An 18,298-nucleotide genomic window follows, 5' to 3' on the forward strand; every position below is an offset into this window, starting at 1 on the left:
GCTCACCGGGCCCGTCCCACCGGTCCGTGACCGGTCCGGGCAGCGGCTCCGTGACCGGTCCGGGCAGCGGCTCCGTGACCGGTCCGGGCAGCGGTGATCATCTCGGTGGTCGAACGCCCGTCCAGATAGGGCACGACCACGGTGTGCCCGCCCCAACGCTGCATGATCTCGGCCTCCGGCAACTCCGGTCCGTCGGCGCCGGTGCCGTAGTCGCCCCCCTTGACCCAGATGTCCGGCCGCAGCCAGGCCAGCGCCGCGTGCGGCGTCGACTCGTCGAAGACGACCACCGCGTCGACGCAGCCCAGAGCGGCAAGCAGTCGGGCCCGGTCGGCGTGCCTGACCAGCGGCCGGTCCGAACCCTTGAGGGCGGCGACGCTCTCGTCGGAGTTGACGCAGACCACCAGGCAGTCGCCGAGCTGCCGGGCCGCCTCCAGCGTCGCCACGTGCCCCGCGTGCAGCAGGTCGAAGCAGCCGCCGGTGGCCACCACCGTGCCGCCGTCGGCCCGGACCCGGGCGACCACCTCTCCGGCGGCCCGGTGCCCGATCCGGTCGCTCCAGTCCACCGCCGCGACCGGCACGGCGTCACCGGAACGCCGCACACCCTGCCCGGGCCCGCCATGGTGCCGCGCCGCCGGGGACCGGGCCGGAGTCGCCGGTACGGCGCTGGCCACCCCGCCCCCCGCCACGTACCCGGACGCCTCGACCACGCCCTGCTGTACCGCCTCCGAGACCAGTGCCCCGTCCGCCAGGGCCACCGTGGCCGCCGCGGCGAACCGGTCCCCCGCACCGCAGGTGTCGCCGTCGGCGCGGGTCGGTGGTGGCACCACCAGCGGTGTCGAGCCGGCGTGGCAGAGGAGTGCCCCGTCACCGCCCAGGGTCACCACCACCGCGCCGACCCGCCAGCGCTGGCGCAGCGCCTGGGCGCAGCGCCCCGCCGTGGCCAGCCGGGAACCCCCGGTGGTCACCCCGGCCAGCTCCCGGGCCTCCACCTCGTTCGGGGTGGCCAGCCGGACGCCCGGCACCGCCGCCGGCCCGCGCGGATGCGGGTCCCAGACGATCGGCGCGGCGGTACCCGCCAGCGCCGCGCGCAGCGCGGGCAGCCGGGCCACCCCCCGGCCGTAGTCGCTGACCAGGATCCCGGCCGCCCCGGCCAGCAGTTCCAAGACGGCTTCGCTCGGCTCGCCGGGCGGTCCGGCCGGCCCGCCCCGGTCGTGCCGGAGCAGCACCCGCCCCCGGGTCCGCAGCCGGATCTTCTCCGGGGTCGCCCCGGGCAGCGGCAGGCCGTAGACCTGCACCCCGCCGGCGGTGAGCAGCCGGCTGAGCCGGGCACCCCCCTCGTCGTCGGCGAGCGCCGTGACCAGGGAGACCTCGAAGCCCCGTCCGGCGGCGAAAAGTGCGGCGAGCCCGGCACCGCCGGGCCGGTCCATGCTGTTGTTCTCGTCCAGCACCGGGACGGGCGAGTCCGGGCAGAGCCGGTTCACCACGCCCTCCACGTCCCGGTCGAGCAGCGTGTCGCCGACGACCACCAGCCTCCTGGTCATCGCCCCTCCCCCTCGCTCCCGCCCGGACGGAGGGTTCCCGGCACCCGCAGCACCAGCTCGTCCTCGACCCCGGAGGGGCGGACCGTCGCGGCGCCCGCACCCACCGGCCGCGCTCCCGCCCCGGTGGGCACGGTCTGCGCGGCGGGCGGTGTGGTACCCGCCGGCCCCGTGCCCGCCATGGCCGTGCCCGCCATGGCCGTGCCCGCCATCGCGGTGCCCGGCACCGCCGTGCCCGCCATCGCGGTGCCCGGTCCGGTCGTCAGGTAGCCGGTCGGGGCGAACGGGGCCGGCAGGTGCGCGTCCACGTAGGCGCAGAGCACGTGCGCCGAGACCAGGTGAAGTTCCTGCACCACCTGACTGTCCGGGCAGGGCACGGCGAGCACGTCGGTGCAGGCGTCGGCGAGCGGGTTCGGCGTCGGGCCGGTCAGCGCCCAGCAGCGCATGCCGAGCTCCCGACCGGCCCGGGCCGCCCGGACCAGGTTGGCGCTGCGGCCGCTGGTGGAGAGGAGCAGCAGGACGTCGTCGGGGCGGCCGTGCGCGCGTACCTGCCGGGCGAAGACCTCGTCGAAGCCGTAGTCGTTGCCGATCGCGGTCAGCGACGAGGTCTCGGCGCAGAGCGCGATCGCCGACAGCGGGGCCCGGTCGTCGCGGAGCTTGCCGACCAGCTCGGCGGCGAGGTGCTGCGCCTCGGCGGCGCTGCCCCCGTTGCCGGCGACCAGGATCCGGCCACCGCCGGCGAGCAGCCGCGCCAGCTCGTCGCCCCAGCGGGCCAGCCGCCCGGCCTCGGCCCGGTACGGCAGCAGCGCCGTGGCGAGCCCGGCCAGGTGACTGTCCAACACCTCCAGGGGGCCGGCCACTAGGGCACCATCCTTCCGGCGACCACCCGGCTCGGCCGGCGTACCTCGCCGACGGCGGCGTAGACGGCGCCGATCTGCTCGGCGGTACGGGTCCAGGAGTACCACCGGCGGGCCCGGTCCAGCGCCGCCGCCGCGTAGCCGAACCGGCGCGCCCGGTCGGCGAGCAGTTCGCGGATGGCGGTGCCGAGCGCCTCGGGGTCGCGGGGTGGCACCAGGTCACCGGTGCGCCCCGGCGCGACCGTGTCGGTGAGCCCGCCGACGGCGGTGCCGACCACCGGCACCCCGCAGGCCATCGCCTCCAGCGGGGTGAGCCCGAACGGCTCGTACCAGGGGGCGGCGACGAGGACGTCGGCGGAGCGGTACCAGTACGGCATCTCGTCGCGCGGGACGGCGCCGATCAGGCGTACCCGGTCGGCGACCCCGACCTCGTCGGCGAGCGCGCGCAGCCGGCGGACCTGGGGATCGTCGTCGACCTCGCCGGCCGGTGGCCCGCCCACGACGACGCACTCGGCGTCCGGGACCGTCGGCATCGCCCGGATGAGATCCTGGTAGCCCTTGCGCTCCACCAGCCGGCCGACGGTGAGGATCCGGGACCGGCCCGGCACCCGGGGCACGGCCGGACCGTCGGGCGAGAAGGTCGTGTCGTTGACCCCGGAGGGGATCACCGTCACCCGGTCCTGCGGCACGCCCATCCGGACCAGTTCCCGCACCTCGTCCCGGCTCTGCGCGATGACCCGGTCGACGGCCCGGCCGAGCGCCCGCTCGTAGCCGACCCGGCGGGCCGGGCTGGTGTCCGCCGCGCCCTGGTGGCGCCGCTTGACCGTGCCGAGCGCGTGGTAGGTCAGCACCACCGGGACGCCGGTCTGCCGGCCGGCGGCTATCCCGGCCAGCCCGCTCATCCAGAAGTGTGCGTGGGCCACGTCGGGTACCCAGTCGTCCTCCCGCCAGCGCGCCACCAGCCACCGGCTGAAGTCCTTCATGTACGGCAGCAGGTCGTCCTTGGCGATCGGCTGTGGCGGCCCGGCGAGGACGTGCACCACCTCGACGCCGTCGCGCAGCCGCACGGTCCGCGGCGCGTCCGGGCTGTCCCGTCGGGTGTAGACCCGCACCTCGTGGCCGGCGTCGGCGAGCGCGGCGGAGAGTTCGGCGACGTGGGTGTTCTGGCCGCCCGCGTCCTCGCCGCCGAGCACCGCGAGCGGGCTGGCGTGCTCGGAGATCATCGCGACGCGCATAGTTCCTCCTCCAGCAACCGGTCCCAGTCGGCCAGGAACCGGTCCAGGCCGTACCGGGCCCGCGCGGCATCCCGGGCCTGCCCCCCGAGCCGTCGGGCGGTGTCGGGCTCCTCGACGAGCTGCCGGGCGGCCGCCAGCAGGGTGTCGACCCGGGTGGAGAGCACACCCGCCCCCGGTGGCACCGCCTCGACCGCCTCGGTGGCCGCGAGCACGACCACCGGCATGCCCATGGCCATCGCCTCGACGAGGCTCAGCCCGAGCGACGTCCACCGGCACAGGTGCAGGTACGCCCGCCGCCGGGCGATCTCCGCCTGCATCCGGACCTGCGGCAGGTCGTCGTGCACGGTCAACCGGTCGGCGGGCAGCCCCAGCCGGTCCGGCAGCCCGGCCACACCCATCCCGAAGACGTCGAGCGGGGCGATCTCGGCGAAGAGCGGCAGCAGGTCGGTGCCGGTCACCCGCCAGCGGCGTACCGGCTCGTTGACCACCACCGCCAGCCGGTCGAGTTCCCCCGTGTAGCGGGCGGTCGGCGCCACGATGCCGTGCTCGACAACGGCGGTCCGGGTGCCGCCGGTGTCCCAGAAGAGCGCGTTGAAGTGGGTGACGTGCGCGATCAGCAGGTCGTCGCGGTCGGCCAGCGGATGCCGGCTGTCCGGCACGTTTCCCTGCTTCGGCGTGTTGTGCTCGACGAAGATCGCCGGCAGGTCGTGGCCGATCCGCCGGCCCAGCCACTCGGCGACCAGGTCGATCTCCTCCGGACGTTGCAGGATCACCAGGTCGACGTCGGCGCCGGCCAGCTCCTCCGGGGTCGCCTCGTCCACGGTGTCCGGCCATCGGTAGGTGCGGGCCCGGCCCAGGCCGTACGGGCCACGGTCCGGGGTGACCGGGACGAGATACCGGTGCTTGCCATGCACGAAGGCGGTGGTCCAGGAGCCGTGCACGTGCCAGAGCAGGATGTTCACGGCCGGACCTCCCGGACACCGGCGAGCACGCCGCCCGCCCCCGCGGCCGGCCGGGGGCCGCCCGCCCCCGCCCCCGGCCCAGCCGCGCCCGTCGTCCCCGGGTCGACCACGTCCCTCCCCGGGTCGGCCGCGCCCGTCCTCAGGTCGGCCGCGCCCGTCCTCAGGTCGGGCGCGGCCGTCCTCGGCCCTGCCGCTGCCGCCGTCCCCCGGACGGCCGGGGTCACCGCCGAGTGGCCGAGCAGGCGGACCGCGTCGACCACCTCCTGCGGTGCGATGTCGGAGAGGCACGGATGCCCCGGCACCGGACACGTGGTGGCCCGGCTGTGCCGGCAGCCGGCGGCGGCGTCACCGAGCCGGATGGTGGGCACACGGTACGGCCCCCACTGTCCGAAGGGGACCGTCGGAGCGAAGAGGCTGACCACCGGAACGCCGAGCGCGGCGGCCAGGTGCGCCGGACCGGTGTTGCCGACGACCAGGCAGCCGGCCCGGGCGATGATCGCGGCGAGGCCGGTCAGTGTGGTCTGCCCGCCGAGGTCGATCCCGGTACGCCCGGCGACCCGCGCGGTCAGCGTCCGCTCCCCCGGGCCGCCGGTCACCACCACCCGGTGCCCCGCCCCGGTGAGCGCGGTGACGATCTCGGCGCAGCGTTCGGGCGGACAGGCGCGGGCCTGCACCGAGGATCCGGGGTGCAGCACGACGTACCCGGGATCGGGCAGGCTGCCATCGGCGGCGGCCGCGTCCGGGTCGGCCCGCAGCCGCAACACGGGCTCGTCACCGGGCGGCAGCACGAACCCGGCCGCCGCCGCCAGCGAGAGCGCCCGCTCGGCCTCGGGGATCCCCGGCGGCACCCGGTGCCGCACGTCCAAAAGGGAACCGGGATAGTCCGGGCTGATCGCCGAGATCCGGGCCACCCCGGCCATCCGCAGTACCAGGGCGAGCGGCAGCGCCGACTGGTGGAACGAGGTGAAGAGAACCGCCTCCTCGGCACCGGTGGCGGCGAGCCGGGCGGTGAGCCGGTCGACCTCGGCCCGGTCGACCGGGCCGGGCTCGGGGTCGATCCAGGGCAGCCGCCACTCGACGAGTTCGTCGACGCCGGGCAGCAGCTCGGCGGCGGCCCGGCCGCGCGGCCCGCAGAGCAGCACCACCCGGTCTGCGCCGGCCGCGACGGCCCGGATCGCCGGCCCGGTCACCAGGACGTCCCCGGCCGAGTCCGGCCGGGCCACCAGGACGCAACGGACCCGCGTGCGCCCGGGACCGGGCCGGAGGCCGGAGTCGTCCCGCGCCGACCCGGTCATCGCGGAGTTGGTCATCGCGGAGCCGGCCGGCCTGGAACCGTCCGCCGCGGAACCGGCGGGCCCGGGACTGTCGAACGCCGAGCCGTTCGGCGAGGCGGAGCGGTGGCGTCGCAGGATCAGGTCGACGGCACCGGTCAGGTCACCGGCGACCGTGGGGGCGGCGGCGACCTCCTCCGGCCGGGTCTGCGCGGTCGGCACCAGGATGCCGCTCGCCCCTGCCGCGCCGGCCGCGGTCATGTCGGCGCCGATGTCACCGACCAGCACGCAGCGGCCGGGCTCGGTGCCGAGCGCGCGGGCCGCATCCCAGACCATGCCCGGAGCCGGCTTGCGGCACCGGCAGCCGGCCCCGCCCGGCGGGGGTTCGGCGTGCGGGCAGACCTGCCAGGTGTCGAAGGGGCCCAGAAGCTCGTCGACCCGGGCATTGACCCGGGCCACGTCGGCGGAACTGAACCGGCCACGGGCCACCCCGGACTGGTTCGTCACCACCCCCAACCGGAGACCGGCGGCCCGGAGCCGGTCGAGCGCCTTCCGGGCGCCCGGCAGCGGTCGGACCAGCGCCGGGTCCCCGTTGTACGGCACGTCGTGCACCAGGGTGCCGTCCCGGTCGAAGAGCACCGCGTCGAAGAGACCGCTGCCGGCCCACGCACCGTCCGGGCCACCGTGCGGTGCCCCTGACCTGCACTGATGCGGGTCGACCCGGTCGTTGCGCACGGCCGGCGGGTTCCCGGGGGCAGGAGAAGTAAACATCAATTCCACCCGGGCGGGCGGGCGCGCCGGACCGGCCCGAAGGCGTCGGTCGCCGGTACGCATACCCCGGCCGCGTCCCCGCTATCCAGAACCGAACCGTTACCCGGCGGTCCCGCCACCCAGAACCGAACCGTTACCCGGCGGTCCCGCTATCCAGAGCCGAACCGTTACCCGGCCGTCGAAGCCGGTTCTTCCGCCCGACGAACCGCATTCGCCCAGGTGCCGGCCGGTTTGGCCCCTCCAGCCCGTGTTACGCCCCGCGCGTTGCGTCACGTTAGGCTTTGCCCCTGACCGCTGTCGGCCAACCGAGGATGCCCGATGATCGAACCCGTACAGCTGCCTGCTCCCTGGCGGGACGCGCACCTGACCGTCGTCGTCCCCACCTACAACGAGGCGGGAAATCTTCCGGTGCTGGTCGAGCGGCTACTCGCCCTGCCACTACCCGGGCTGCGCATCCTCGTCGTCGACGACAACTCGCCGGACGGCACCGGCGAGGTGGCGGACAAGCTGGCGATCGAGCACCCGGAGCGGATCGAGGTCGTGCACCGGGCCGGCAAGGAGGGCCTGGGGCGGGCGTACGTCGACGGGATCGGCCGGGCCCTGGCGGCCGGCGCCGAATATGTCGCGCAGATGGACGCGGACCTCTCGCACCCGCCGGAGGCGCTGCCCGGGATGCTCGGCTCGCTGCTCTCCACCCAGGCCGGTGTGGTGATCGGCTCGCGTTACGTTCCGGGTGGGCAGCTCGACGAGGCGTGGCCGCTCTACCGGCGGGCGCTCAGCGGATGGGCCAACTTCTACGTGCACACCCTGCTCCAGGTGCGGATCCGGGACCTCACCGCCGGGTTCAAGATCTGGCGGGCCGAGGCGTTGCACGACATCGGCCTGCACCGGGTGCAGTCCAACGGTTACAGCTTCCAGGTCGAGATGCACTACCTGGCCACCAAGCTCGGCCACACCATCCTGGAGGTGCCGATCCGGTTCCAGGAGCGCCTGGACGGCGACTCGAAGATGACCACGGGGACGAAGATCGAAAGTGCCCTGATGCCGTTCAGACTGCGCGGCCGGCACCGCAACATCGTCCGGTCCGGCGAGACCGAGCAGCCCGGTGAGACCGACCGGCCCGAGGAGGCCGCCGGTCGGGCGTAGCTGGCCCAGGGCGGGCGGCGGTGTCGACCGACCCGGCGACGCCGTGGCGCGCCCCCGACGTCGGGGTCAGGCGTAGATGGCCCGGTGTGCGCCGGCAACGACGGCGGCGTACGCCCGGCCGGTCACGGCGCGGTCCCGGGCCAGCGCGGCCCGGGCGGCGTTCGCGCCGGGCCCGCCGTGCACCCCGCCACCGGGGTGCGCGGAGGCGCCCGCCAGGAAGAGTCGGTCGACCGGGGTGTCCGCCCGGCCGAGCCCGGGCACCGGGCGCAGGAAGAGCTGCTGGTACGCGGCGGAGCTGCCGCCGCCGACCGCGCCGCCGACCAGGCTCGGATCCCCCGCCGCCAACTCGGCGGGCCCGGCCACGTGCCGGGCCCGGACCAGGGCGCCGAAGCCGGGCGCCGCCCTCTCCAGCACCGCCTCCATCCGCTCGACCTGCGTGCCGACCTGCTCGGCCCGCCAGTCCCGGCGGAACGGGAGATGGGTGTAGGCCCAGAACGACTCGGTGCCGGCCGGCGAGCGGCCCGGATCCGCCACCGTCAACTGCCCGGCCAGCAGGAACGGCTCGGTCGGCACCTCGCCCCGCTGCAGATCCGTCGCGTACCGGGCGAGGCCGGCGAGGTCGCCGCCGAGGTGCACGGTGCCGGCACCGGCCACCGCCTGCTCCCGCCAGGGCACCGGCCCGGCCAGCGCCCAGTCCACTTTGACCGTGGAGCCGTCCCAGCGGAAGTGCGCCAGGTCGGCGACCAGCCGGGGTGGCAGCCGGTCGGCACCGACCAGGTCGAGGAGGAGCGCCGGTGCCGGCACGTCCGCCAGCACCGCGCGACGGGCCCGCCACAGCCGGCCATCGGCCGAGCGCACCCCCACGGCCCGGTTGCGGGCCACCAGTACCCGCTCGACCGGGGTGTGCCGGTGCAGCCGGCCACCCCGGTCCCGTAACCGGGCCACCAGGGCGTCGGTGATCCGCTGCGCCCCGCCGACCGGCACCGGCCAGCCCACCTGCTGCCCCAGCATGGCCAGCAGCCAGCCGTAGACGCCGGAACCCGGCTCGTCCGGGGCGAGGTCGGTGTGCAGCGCACAGCCGGTGAGCAGCGCCGGGGCGCCCGTGCCGGTGAAGAGTTCGGCGCCGAGCCGGGCGCTGGGCAGCACCAGGCGACGGGCCAGTCGCAGCAGCCCGGCCGTGCGCAGCCGGCGGGCGAGCGCAAGCCCGCCGCGTACCGGTGGGAAGGGGCTGAAGAGCGCGTCGAGCAGGGGCGCCGAGATCTGCCGCCACTGCGCGTACGCGTCGAGCCAGCGCTCGCCGTCCCCTGCGCCGAACCGCTCCACGGAGGCCGCGGTGACCCCGGGATCGCGGTTGAGCAGCACCGCCCGGTCGTCCGGGAACAGGTGCGCCAGCACGTCCGGGGCGTGCCGCCAGGACAACCCGTAGCCGTCCAGCCGCAGCCGGCGCAGCACCGGTGAGGCGTAGCCGAGCGGATAGAAGGAACTGTAGAGGTCGCTCAGGTAGCCCGGAGCGGTCACCTCGGCCGACCTGACCGCTCCGCCCGGCTCCCCGGTCGCCTCCAGCACCAGGACGTCCCAGCCGGCGTCGGCGAGCAGGTTCGCGGCGACCAGGCCGTTGTGCCCCGCACCGACCACGACGGCGTCGGCGGTCTCCACCACCCCCATCACCCGTGCACGGTAGCAAGGAAGGGCCCCCGCTTATCGTTTTCTGTGGTAGCGGGGGCCCTTCCTAACACCTCTGCGGACGGAGAGTTTGGACCTCCCGGACCGGGGCAAACTGCGCTCCATGTATCAGATCCAGCAGCTCATCGCCGGGGTGTGGGACGGTGGCGGCGACGCCGGGTGGCTCAACGTGGTGGATCCGGCCGACGGCAGCCCGGTCAGCCGGGTCCCGGTGGCGGCCGAGGCGGAGGTGGACGCGGCGGTCAAGGCGGCCCGCGCGGCGGCGCCGCGGTGGGCCCGGACCGCGCCGTCCGAGCGGGCGGCGGCGATGCGCCGGGCGGCGGACGCGATCGAGGCGGTCGCCGACCGGCTGGCCGAGGCGGAGACCGCCGAGATGGGCCGGCCGCTCGACGCGGCCCGCAGCGGCGTGCAGGCGGGCGTGTCGACGCTGCGCCAGTACGCCGAACTCGCGCCGCTGGGCGGCGGCCGCACCCTGGGCGGTGACGCCGACGCGATCGACCTGATGGTGCCGCAGCCGCGCGGCGTGGTCGCGGTCATCACCCCGTGGAATGATCCGGTCGCGGTCTCCTGCGGCCTGCTCGGCGCGGCCCTGGCCACCGGCAACACCGTCGTCTACAAGCCGAGCGAGCGGAGCACCGCCAGCGGTTTCCTGCTCGCCCGGCTCCTCGACGAACACCTGCCCTCGGGGGTGCTGTCGCTGCTGACCGGCGACGGGCGGGTCGGCGCGGCACTGTCCGGGCAGGAGGTCGACGTGGTCGCGCACGTCGGTTCGACCGCCACCGGCCGGTCGATCGCCGCGGCCTGCGCCCGGTCCGGTGCCAAGGCCCTGCTGGAGAACGGCGGCAGCGACCCGCTGATCGTCGACGACGACGTCGATCCACGCTGGGCCGCCGCGCAGGCCGCGATCGGCGCGTTCGCCAACGCGGGTCAGCTCTGCGTGGCGGTCGAGCGGATCTACGTACTCCGCTCCATCGCGACCCGGTTCCTCGGCGCGCTGGTGCAGCGGGCCGAGGCGCTGCGGTCGGGGCCGGGGCGGGACCCGCGCAGCGAACTCGGGCCGCTGGTCGACCGGCGGCACCGGGATCACGTGCACGGCCAGGTCGAGACGGCGATCGCGGACGGCGCCACCCTGCTCACCGGCGGTAGGGTGCCGGAGGGGCCGGGTGCCTTCTACCCCCCGACCGTGCTCGCCGAGTGCACCGACCAGATGGCGGTGATGCGGGAGGAGACCTTCGGGCCGGTGGCCCCGGTGATGGTGGTGGAGTCCTTCGACGAGGCGTTGTCGAGGGCGTCCCACTCGCCGTACGGGTTGGCGGCGACGGTGCTCACCGCGTCCATGGGCCACGCGCAGCGGGCCTGGCGGGAGCTGCCGGTCGGGACCGTGAAGATCAATGCCGTCTTCGGTGGCGCGCCGGGTGGTGCCGCCGAGCCCCGCGCCGGCAGCGGCCAGGGTTTCGGGTACGGGCCGGAGCTGCTGGACGAGCTGACCGTCACCAAGGCGGTGCACATCGAGGGGCCGGGCGGGGAGGGCAACCGATGGTGAGCCGGCGCCCTCGGCCCGCACGACACCGGCCCGCACGACACCGGCCCGCACGTCGCCACCCCGCACGTGCGCGACGCCCGGTCAGCCGCGTCCGCGGCGCTTCTCCCTCCCGCGACTCTCCTTCTCCCGACTCTCCTTCTCCCGACTCTCCTTCTCCCGACCGCGTGCCGTGCCGGTCTTCCGGTTGTTCGCCTTCTGGATCGCGCTGACCAGTTCGGCCTTGGTCATCCGGGAGCGTCCCGGCACGTCCAGCCGCCTGGCCACCTCCATCAGGTGTCCCTTCGGGGCGTTGGCGTCCACACCACCGGCGGTGGGTGCGCGCCGCGCGGGCCCGCCGCCGGCCGCCTGCTCGTCGCTGGGGCCCCTGCGCCCCTTCGGCTCCCAGTGGTCGCCGACCTTCTCGAACGAGTGCTTGAGTGCGGCGAACGCGGTCCGGTGCGACCGTTGGCCCTCGCCGTACGTCTCGACCGCCGAATCATGGGTCTTCGCCCAGGTGTCCTGGGCCTTCCGGGGCGAGCGTCTCAGGGTGCTCGGCAGAACCTCGCGTCCGGGCATGATCTTCCCTCCTCGGGGTCGTCGTCTTCCACCGACCCGGTTTCCCGCACCGTCGCCGGCAAACCCGACCTGGTGTTTGTCCAGATCCGGCGCTGGGTACCGGGCCGAGCACGGCCGGCAGGCAGCGTCACGGGGCCGGCAGGCAGCGTCACGGGGGTCCGCGCAGCACGAGAGAGCCAGCACCTAGGAGCCGGCGGCATCACGGAAGCCAGCACGACGAGGGGGCCAGAGCATGGCGTCAACCACGGAACCGGCCCCGGCGGTACGTGACCGGCACGGGGACCTCCCCGGCCGGCTGCGCCAGTTGAGCTGGACGACCTGGCGGGGCGTACTTGTCCGCAGTGGTCAGAACTTCATGAAGGACAACTGCGCCGACTGGGCCGCCGCGCTGACCTACTACGCGGTGCTGGCGGTGTTCCCGTCGGCGATCGTGATCGTCGCGCTGGTCGGTCTGGTCTCGAACGGCGAGGACACCATCGACACGATCGCCGGCCTCGCCAGGGACGTCGGCGCCGGCTCGGTCGTGGCGAACGACGCGGTGCTGAACGTGCTGCGGGACGTCGTCGACAACCAGGGGTCGGCGAAGGTGCTGTTGAGCTTCGGTCTGGTGGCGGCACTCTGGTCGGCTTCCGGCTACGTTGGGGCGTTCACCCGGGCCTCCAACGCGATATACGGCGTTGCCGAGGGTCGGCCGTTCTATCTGCTGCGTCCGCTGCAGCTCGGGTTGACCGCGATCGCGCTGGTCCTGCTCGCGGTGGTGGCCACCGGGCTGATCGTGAGCGGCCCGGTCACCGACGCGGTCGGTAACGCACTCTCCATCGGAGACGCGCCCCGGACCGCCTGGTCGATCGCCAAGTGGCCGGTCCTGGTGGCGATCATGATGCTGCTGCTGTCGATGCTGTTCTGGATCGCGCCGAACGTCCGGCAGCCCCGGTTCCGCTGGCTGACGGTCGGCGGCGCGGTCACCCTCGCCTCCTGGGCCGTCGTCTCGGTGGCTTTCGGCTTCTACGTCGCCCGATTCGGGTTGGATTCCTACAACGTGACGTATGGGAGCCTCGGCGCGGCCATCGCCACGCTGGTCTGGCTCTACCTCTCGAACTGTGCGGTGATGCTCGGCGTCGAGATCAACTCCGAGGTGCAACGCGGCCGAGCGCTCCAGGGCGGTGCCGAGCCGCCGGTGGAGCCGGCCCTGCCACCCAAGGCACCGGCGGACTGATCACGCCACCCATGCCCCGGGGCCGCTGCCCGGCTTCCCGATGTCGTTTAGCGCGGGCCCCCTCGGGTAGCGGATCAGGTATGGAACGTGGGAACAGCAAGCACGGCCCCCGGCTGGACGAGGAGATGGGCCGGGAGGTGAAGGGCACGGTGCAGGGCGCCGCCGGCGGTCGCGCGGAGGAGTGGCGCAACCCGGAGCCGGCCGGCGAGGACCAGCCCGGCCTCACCCGCGCGCCGAGCAACGACACCCGGTCCGGTGCGCCGCAGGGCATGACCTCGGAAGAGGTCGAGCAGCGGAGCCGGCTGGGCCGGTTCATTCCGCTCTCGGCCCTGCCCGGTGACCGGGAGAGCCTCCGCCGCAGCGCCGAGGAGAACGAGGCGCCGGACGACATCCTCGCCCAACTGGACCGCCTACCGTCTGGCGACCGGTTCCAGACCGTCTCCGAGGTGTGGGCCGCGCTGGGCCACGCCAACGAGACCCAGCGCTGGTAACGGCCCCCGAACCCAGCAGCACAGCAACCCCAGCAGCACAGCAACCGAGCCCACAGATCCAGACCGACAGACAAGGAGGATGCCGGATGAGTGGCGTGACCAAGTCCGTCGACGTTGCGGTGCCGATCCGGACCGCGTACGACCAGTGGACCCAGTTCGAGCAGTTTCCGGAGTTCATGGAGGGCGTCCAGGAGGTCCGGCAGGTGTCGGACACGATGACGCACTGGAAGGTCGAGATCGGCGGGGTGAACCGCGAGTTCGACGCCAGGATCACCGAACAGCTGCCCGACGAACGGGTCGCCTGGACCTCGACGGACGGCACCCGGCAGGCCGGCGTGGTGACCTTCCACCGGCTCGACGAGAACCACACGCGGGTCACCGCACAGATGGAGTTCGAGCCGCAGGGAATGACCGAGAAGGCCGGCGACAAGCTCGGCATGGTGGACCGGCGGGTCGCCGGTGACCTGGACCGGTTCAAGCAGTTCATCGAGCGGCGCGGCGCCGAGACCGGCGCCTGGCGCGGCGCGGTCTCCCGGCCGCAGCCGTAACGCTCTCGGGTTCGACCGATCGGCGGTGGCCGCCGGGTGGGTTTCCCGCCTGGCGGCCACCGCCATCTCGACGACGGGTGGATCGGCTACGGGTGGATCGGCTCCGGGTGGATCGGCTACGGGTGGATCGGCGGCGTTTGCCGCTCGGGTGGGCCGGGTAGGGCGACGGCATGACCGACAGCGAAGAGCACGTCTGGCGGGACGAGGAGCGGCTACCCCTCACCGAGCTGGAGAGGGCGATGGGCGCTTCGACGCCCGACGGGCAGGTCGACGACGTGACCGGCAACGAGGCGGGTGCGGAGTCGGCGTTCGGCCACGGCGCAGAGCCGGACGACCCGGACATGATGCCGTACGACGAGGAGCGGGCCGAGCAGATGAGCGACGACCAGCGCCGCTTCCGGCCGTCGACCACCGGCCGCACCGGACCGCACTGAGCGAGGCGACCGCCCGGTGCCGCACTGCTTGAGAGCGGCGGACCGTCCAGGCCCGGATCGGCGGGCGGGCGAGGTCAGCCGTCCTGCGCGGGACGCCGGGCCGCCCGCCGGTTGGAGGCCCAGTAGAGGGCCAGCATGGTCAGGGAGAGCAGCAGGAGCGCGGGCCCGAGCACCGCGACCGAGACACGGCCGATCAGCAGTCCCAGTGCGGCGGGGATGAGCGCGCCCCCCAGCCCGGACGCACCGATCTGCAACCCGATCGTCCGGTCCGCATGCCGCCGCCCCACCCGGTCGGCCGTGCTGAGGGTCAACAGCGGGAAGACCGCCGCCGCGCCGAACCCGACGACCGCGAGGCCGAGCACGGCCAGCCAGCCCGGACCGGGCAGCGCGACGAGGGCGGAACCGGCCGCCATCCCGTACATGCTGCCGAGCAGCACCGTCCGGCTGCCCAGCCGCTCGGCGACCAGGCCCTGCACCACCCGGCCGGCGAAGAGGCTCCCCCAGTAGATCGACACGCAGAGGCCGGCGACGGTGGCGCTCAGTCCCCGGTCCTCGGTGAGCAGCAGAAAGGCCCAGAGCCCGGCGGCGACCTCGATCCCCACGTAGACCGCGAAGGTCAGGGCGCCGAACCAGACCGCAGGCAGGGCCAGGGTGGCGCCGATCCGCACCGGCCCGGCCGGCGCCGCCGGCCCGCCGTCCGGATCGGGTCGGCCGGGCACCGCCGGCCGCTGCCAGGCCCGGACGGTGAGGATGAAGGCCAGCGCCAGCACGGCCTGGGCGGTCGCCACGACGCCGTACCCCCAGCGCCAGCCCAGCCCGTAGCCGAGCACCGTCGTCATCACCAGCGGCCCGATGGCGACACCGAGCCCGAAGCAGGCGTGAATCCAGTTCATCTGCCGCGGTCCGAACGCACCCGCGGCGTACGCGTTCAACCCCGCGTCGATCGCGCCCGAGCCGAGCCCCAGCAGCAGCGCACAACCGATCATCATCGGCAGCCCTGGTGAGCTGGCGTAGCCGGTCAACGCCAGGCTGGCCAGCGCGGTGCTCCCGGCCAGCAGCCAGCCGACGCCCAGCCGGGCGATGCTGAACCCGGCCAGCACGCTGGAGACGAGGTAGCCGGCCGTACCCGAGGTGAGCAGCAGCCCGACCGCCTCGGTGCGTACCGTCAGGTCGGTGCTGATGAACGGCCAGCCGACGCCGAGCAGGCCGTCGGGGAGGCCGAGACTGACGAAGGCCAGGTAGGCCAGGACGAGGACGGTGACCCCGGTCCTGACCCGCGAGGGAGTGGACACGACCGTCGATCATGCCGGACGGGACCGACGACCGACCACCAGAGGTGCCACAGAGCCGGATCAAGCGGGCAGGTGCCTCGAATTCGTCCGAACGGGGGACGGCGATCGGCGTCCGCCAGGGCAGAATTTCGGGATGCGTCAGGCTCCTGGTTTCCTCTCCATCCGTCAGCGTCGGTTCGCGTGGCTGGCCTTCCTGCTCACCGCGGTGCAGGCGCCGGTCTCCGCCCGCCTGGTCGACGACGGCTCGTGGTTGTTCAGCCTCTGCGTGTCGCTGATGGTCGCCACCGTGATCCTCGCCGACGATGCGATGCGGCGCCGTCCAGTGGACGCCGGCTCGATCGAGTAGCCCCACCTTCACCGGCGCGCGCGACGCCGGAACCCGGAGACGAGCGCGCCGGAACCCGGAGGCGAGGCGTCGGGAGCCCACGGGCGAGGCACCGGGAGGCCGCGGGCGAGGTGTCGGCGGCCCGCCTCCGGGGTCCTCCGCCCCGGGCGGATCCGGTGACCATCCAAACCCACCCAGCCCCGGCATGCTGGGCATTCGCGGCCTGGCCGAGCGAGCGGATTCGTCGGCTCCGGTTAGGCTGCTGACATGCCAGGCACGGTCGGGCGGGTGCCCGCTCCCCCCTCCACCGTGGCCGGTGCGCTGCCGACTCCGGGTCCCGCGGTCGGCCCACCGGCCGACCGCGGCTGGCCGGAAACCCCGCTGGGGCCGCCCGACCACTGGGACCCGGCGCTGCGGGCGGTGGTGGATCTGGTCTTCTCCGCCCCGATGCCGATGGCCCTGGCCTACGGTGCGCAGCTCGCGCTGATCTACAACGACGACTTCGCCGAGCTGATCGCGGCCCGGCATCCCGACGCGTTCGGTCGGCCGGCCGCCGAGGTGTTCGCCGAGGTGTGGGACGTCCCCGGCGTCGGCGACGTGATCGAACGGGTCTACCGGACCGGCGAGCCGTTCCTGGAGCAGGAGGGCACGCTGCCGCTGGTCGGCGACGGGCCCGGCCCGGCCGACCACTCGGTCTTCATCCGCGGCTACTCCCCGGTCCGGGACTCCACCGGCAGCGTCATCGGAGTGCTCACGGTGGCCGCCGAGGCATCCCAGGTGACCCGGCGCCTGCAGAATCTCAGCGAGCTGGCCTCGGCCCTGGCCGGGACGCTGACCCTCGACGACGTCGCCCGGGTGACGCTGCGCAGCGCCGTCTCGACGTTCGGCGCCGACCAGGTCGAGTTCGGGGTGGACGACGGCGCGGGGTGGCGACTGGTCCGGCGGATCCGCGGCGACGTGCTGGACGAGGCCGACGAGCGGCTGCCGCCGCTGTGGCGCCGGCACGCGGCCGACTCCCCCGCGCCGCTGGTGGTGACCGCCGGCAGCGGTACGCCGAGCTTCGCCGGCGACGGCCAGCCGCTGCTGCGCAGCGCCGTCGACCGGCACGACGAGAAGATCCGGGCCCTGGCCGCCCTGCCGCTGCGTACGGCGACGCTGCGCGGCGGGCTGACCGTCGGCTACCGGCAGCCGCACTTCTGGCCACCGGCCGAGCGCGCCCTGCTGGCCGCCTCGGCGGAGTTGGTGGCCCAGGCCGCCGAGCGGGCCCGCCGGTTCGAGACCCAGCACGGCACGGCGCAACTGCTGCAACGCAGCATGCTGCCGGAGCACCTGCCGGACCTGCCACTGCTGCGGATCGCCGCCCGCTACGACGCCGGAGTCGACGGAAACGCCGCCGGCGGTGACTTCTACGACGCCTTCGCGCTGCCGGACGGCCGGCTGGCGGTGGTCCTCGGCGACGTGGCAGGCCACGACGTGCAGGCCGCCGCGCTGATGGGGCAGGTCCGGGCGGCACTGCGGGCGCTCGCGCTGAGCGACCCCGATCCGGTGCCGGTGCTCGCCGGCCTTGACCGGTTGGTGGCGAGCCTGAGCGCGGAGGCGCGCAGCGAAGAGCTCTTCGTCACCGTGGTCTACGGGCTGATCGAGCCGGAAACGGAACGGTTGACCCTGGCCAGTGCCGGGCATCCCCCGCCGCTGATCCGGCGCGGCTCCCCCGGCCAGCCGGGCACCGCCCGGTATGTCGACGTACCGCCCGGGGTGCCGCTCGGGCTCCACGGCCTGCGGTCGGCGGTCAGCGTGGAGTTTCCGCCGGGCGACACCCTGCTGCTCTTCAGCGACGGCGTGGTGGAGCGCCGGCAGCGGAGCCTGACGGACGGCTTCGCGGCGCTCGCCGGCACGGTGGCGGGGTCGGCCACCGGTGACCCGCGTACGCTCTGCGCGCTCGCCACCGGCGCGGTGCCGGGGAGTACCGAGGACGACGTCGCCGTGCTCGCGGTCGAACACGCGAGTACGCCGAGCCGCTCGGCCGGCATGGAGGTCCCGGCGGAGCCGACCGCCCCGGGCCGGGTACGGCACTGGATGACCGCGCAACTCAACCTCTGGGGCGTGCCCGAGCAGGTGGTCGGTGCGGCGGTGCTCTGCACCAGCGAGCTGACCACCAACGCGCTGCTGCACGCCGGCACCGCCGCCCGGGTGGAGATCGACCTCAGTCCGGAGCGGTTGCTGGTCTCGGTCGCCGACAGCGGCACCCGGGGCGCGGTGGCTCCGGCCCGGACCGAGAAGCTCAGCAGCCGGGGCCGGGGTCTCGGGCTGATCGAGCAGCTCAGCGACGCCTGGGGGACCGACCCGACGGTACGCGGCTCGACGGTCTGGTTCGAGATGATGATCCCGGCCAGGGCCGGCGCCGACGAGCAGCCGGAGACCTGAGCGCGTC

Annotated in this window: 14 protein-coding genes and 2 pseudogenes; 8 read left to right on the forward strand and 8 right to left on the reverse strand. The window is 74.7% G+C overall.

From position 1 onward, the window contains the following. Window positions 1-2: 2 nt before the first annotated feature. The 5 genes and pseudogenes from ACN27G_RS17980 to ACN27G_RS18000 all read right to left on the reverse strand — a co-directional run. A complete protein-coding gene (locus tag ACN27G_RS17980; protein WP_421493955.1) occupies window positions 3-1,541 on the reverse strand; it encodes a PfkB family carbohydrate kinase in 1,539 nt (512 codons plus the stop codon). Further along, entirely contained in the window at window positions 1,538-2,398 is an 861-nt protein-coding gene (locus ACN27G_RS17985) for a D-sedoheptulose-7-phosphate isomerase (RefSeq protein WP_421493956.1), read from the reverse strand. Before ACN27G_RS17985 ends, ACN27G_RS17980 begins: the two co-directional genes overlap by 4 nt. Continuing rightward, on the reverse strand, window positions 2,398-3,630 hold the full coding sequence (locus ACN27G_RS17990; protein WP_421493957.1) for a glycosyltransferase: 1,233 nt from the start codon (window positions 3,628-3,630) through the stop codon (window positions 2,398-2,400). The genes ACN27G_RS17985 and ACN27G_RS17990 overlap by 1 nt, the downstream gene beginning before the upstream one ends. Continuing rightward, entirely contained in the window at window positions 3,615-4,592 is a 978-nt protein-coding gene (locus ACN27G_RS17995; protein WP_421493958.1) for a glycosyltransferase, read from the reverse strand. The genes ACN27G_RS17990 and ACN27G_RS17995 overlap by 16 nt, the downstream gene beginning before the upstream one ends. Before the next feature lie 191 nt (window positions 4,593-4,783). Continuing rightward, window positions 4,784-6,634 (reverse strand): annotated as a pseudogene (locus ACN27G_RS18000) (HAD-IIIA family hydrolase); the annotation flags it as partial. A gap of 318 nt (window positions 6,635-6,952) precedes the next feature. Here ACN27G_RS18000 and ACN27G_RS18005 point away from each other — a divergent pair. Next, window positions 6,953-7,780: a polyprenol monophosphomannose synthase gene (locus tag ACN27G_RS18005; RefSeq protein WP_421493959.1), complete on the forward strand. Its 828-nt coding sequence runs from the start codon at window positions 6,953-6,955 to the stop codon at window positions 7,778-7,780. Between the two features lie 66 nt (window positions 7,781-7,846). Here the strand turns inward: ACN27G_RS18005 and ACN27G_RS18010 are convergent, their stop codons facing one another. Beyond that, the gene (locus ACN27G_RS18010; RefSeq protein WP_421497363.1) at window positions 7,847-9,445 is read right to left on the reverse strand and encodes a phytoene desaturase family protein; all 1,599 of its coding nucleotides are present in this window, start codon (window positions 9,443-9,445) and stop codon (window positions 7,847-7,849) included. Between the two features lie 121 nt (window positions 9,446-9,566). On the opposite strand from ACN27G_RS18010, the gene ACN27G_RS18015 reads away from it, so the two are divergent. Continuing rightward, a complete protein-coding gene (locus tag ACN27G_RS18015; protein WP_421493960.1) occupies window positions 9,567-11,006 on the forward strand; it encodes an aldehyde dehydrogenase family protein in 1,440 nt (479 codons plus the stop codon). A 156-nt stretch (window positions 11,007-11,162) separates the two neighbouring features. Here the strand turns inward: ACN27G_RS18015 and ACN27G_RS18020 are convergent. After that, window positions 11,163-11,561, reverse strand: a pseudogene (locus ACN27G_RS18020) (ChaB family protein); the annotation flags it as partial. 232 nt (window positions 11,562-11,793) lie between these two features. Between ACN27G_RS18020 and ACN27G_RS18025 the strand changes: the two are divergent. The 4 genes from ACN27G_RS18025 (at window position 11,794) to ACN27G_RS18040 (ending at window position 14,250) form a co-directional block, all read left to right on the forward strand. Then, on the forward strand, window positions 11,794-12,777 hold the full coding sequence (locus tag ACN27G_RS18025; RefSeq protein ID WP_421493961.1) for a YihY/virulence factor BrkB family protein: 984 nt from the start codon (window positions 11,794-11,796) through the stop codon (window positions 12,775-12,777). Between the two features lie 80 nt (window positions 12,778-12,857). Then, entirely contained in the window at window positions 12,858-13,268 is a 411-nt protein-coding gene (locus ACN27G_RS18030; protein ID WP_421493962.1) for a DUF2795 domain-containing protein, read from the forward strand. Window positions 13,269-13,354: 86 nt separating this feature from the next. Further along, a complete protein-coding gene (locus ACN27G_RS18035) occupies window positions 13,355-13,816 on the forward strand; it encodes an SRPBCC family protein (RefSeq protein WP_421493963.1) in 462 nt (153 codons plus the stop codon). Between the two features lie 170 nt (window positions 13,817-13,986). After that, complete coding sequence (locus tag ACN27G_RS18040) at window positions 13,987-14,250, forward strand: hypothetical protein (protein ID WP_421493964.1); 264 nt, start codon at window positions 13,987-13,989, stop codon at window positions 14,248-14,250. A gap of 74 nt (window positions 14,251-14,324) precedes the next feature. On the opposite strand, the gene ACN27G_RS18045 is transcribed toward ACN27G_RS18040, so the two are convergent. Beyond that, on the reverse strand, window positions 14,325-15,542 hold the full coding sequence (locus tag ACN27G_RS18045; RefSeq protein ID WP_421493965.1) for an MFS transporter: 1,218 nt from the start codon (window positions 15,540-15,542) through the stop codon (window positions 14,325-14,327). 133 nt (window positions 15,543-15,675) lie between these two features. Here ACN27G_RS18045 and ACN27G_RS18050 point away from each other — a divergent pair, with 133 nt between their 5' ends. Beyond that, the gene (locus tag ACN27G_RS18050) at window positions 15,676-15,888 is read left to right on the forward strand and encodes a hypothetical protein (protein ID WP_421493966.1); all 213 of its coding nucleotides are present in this window, start codon (window positions 15,676-15,678) and stop codon (window positions 15,886-15,888) included. Window positions 15,889-16,134: 246 nt separating this feature from the next. Further along, a complete protein-coding gene (locus tag ACN27G_RS18055; protein WP_421493967.1) occupies window positions 16,135-18,291 on the forward strand; it encodes a SpoIIE family protein phosphatase in 2,157 nt (718 codons plus the stop codon). The last annotated feature ends 7 nt before the right edge of the window (window positions 18,292-18,298 follow it).

This window comes from Plantactinospora sp. WMMB334 (genome assembly GCF_049179095.1).
Lineage (GTDB): Bacteria > Actinomycetota > Actinomycetes > Mycobacteriales > Micromonosporaceae > Plantactinospora.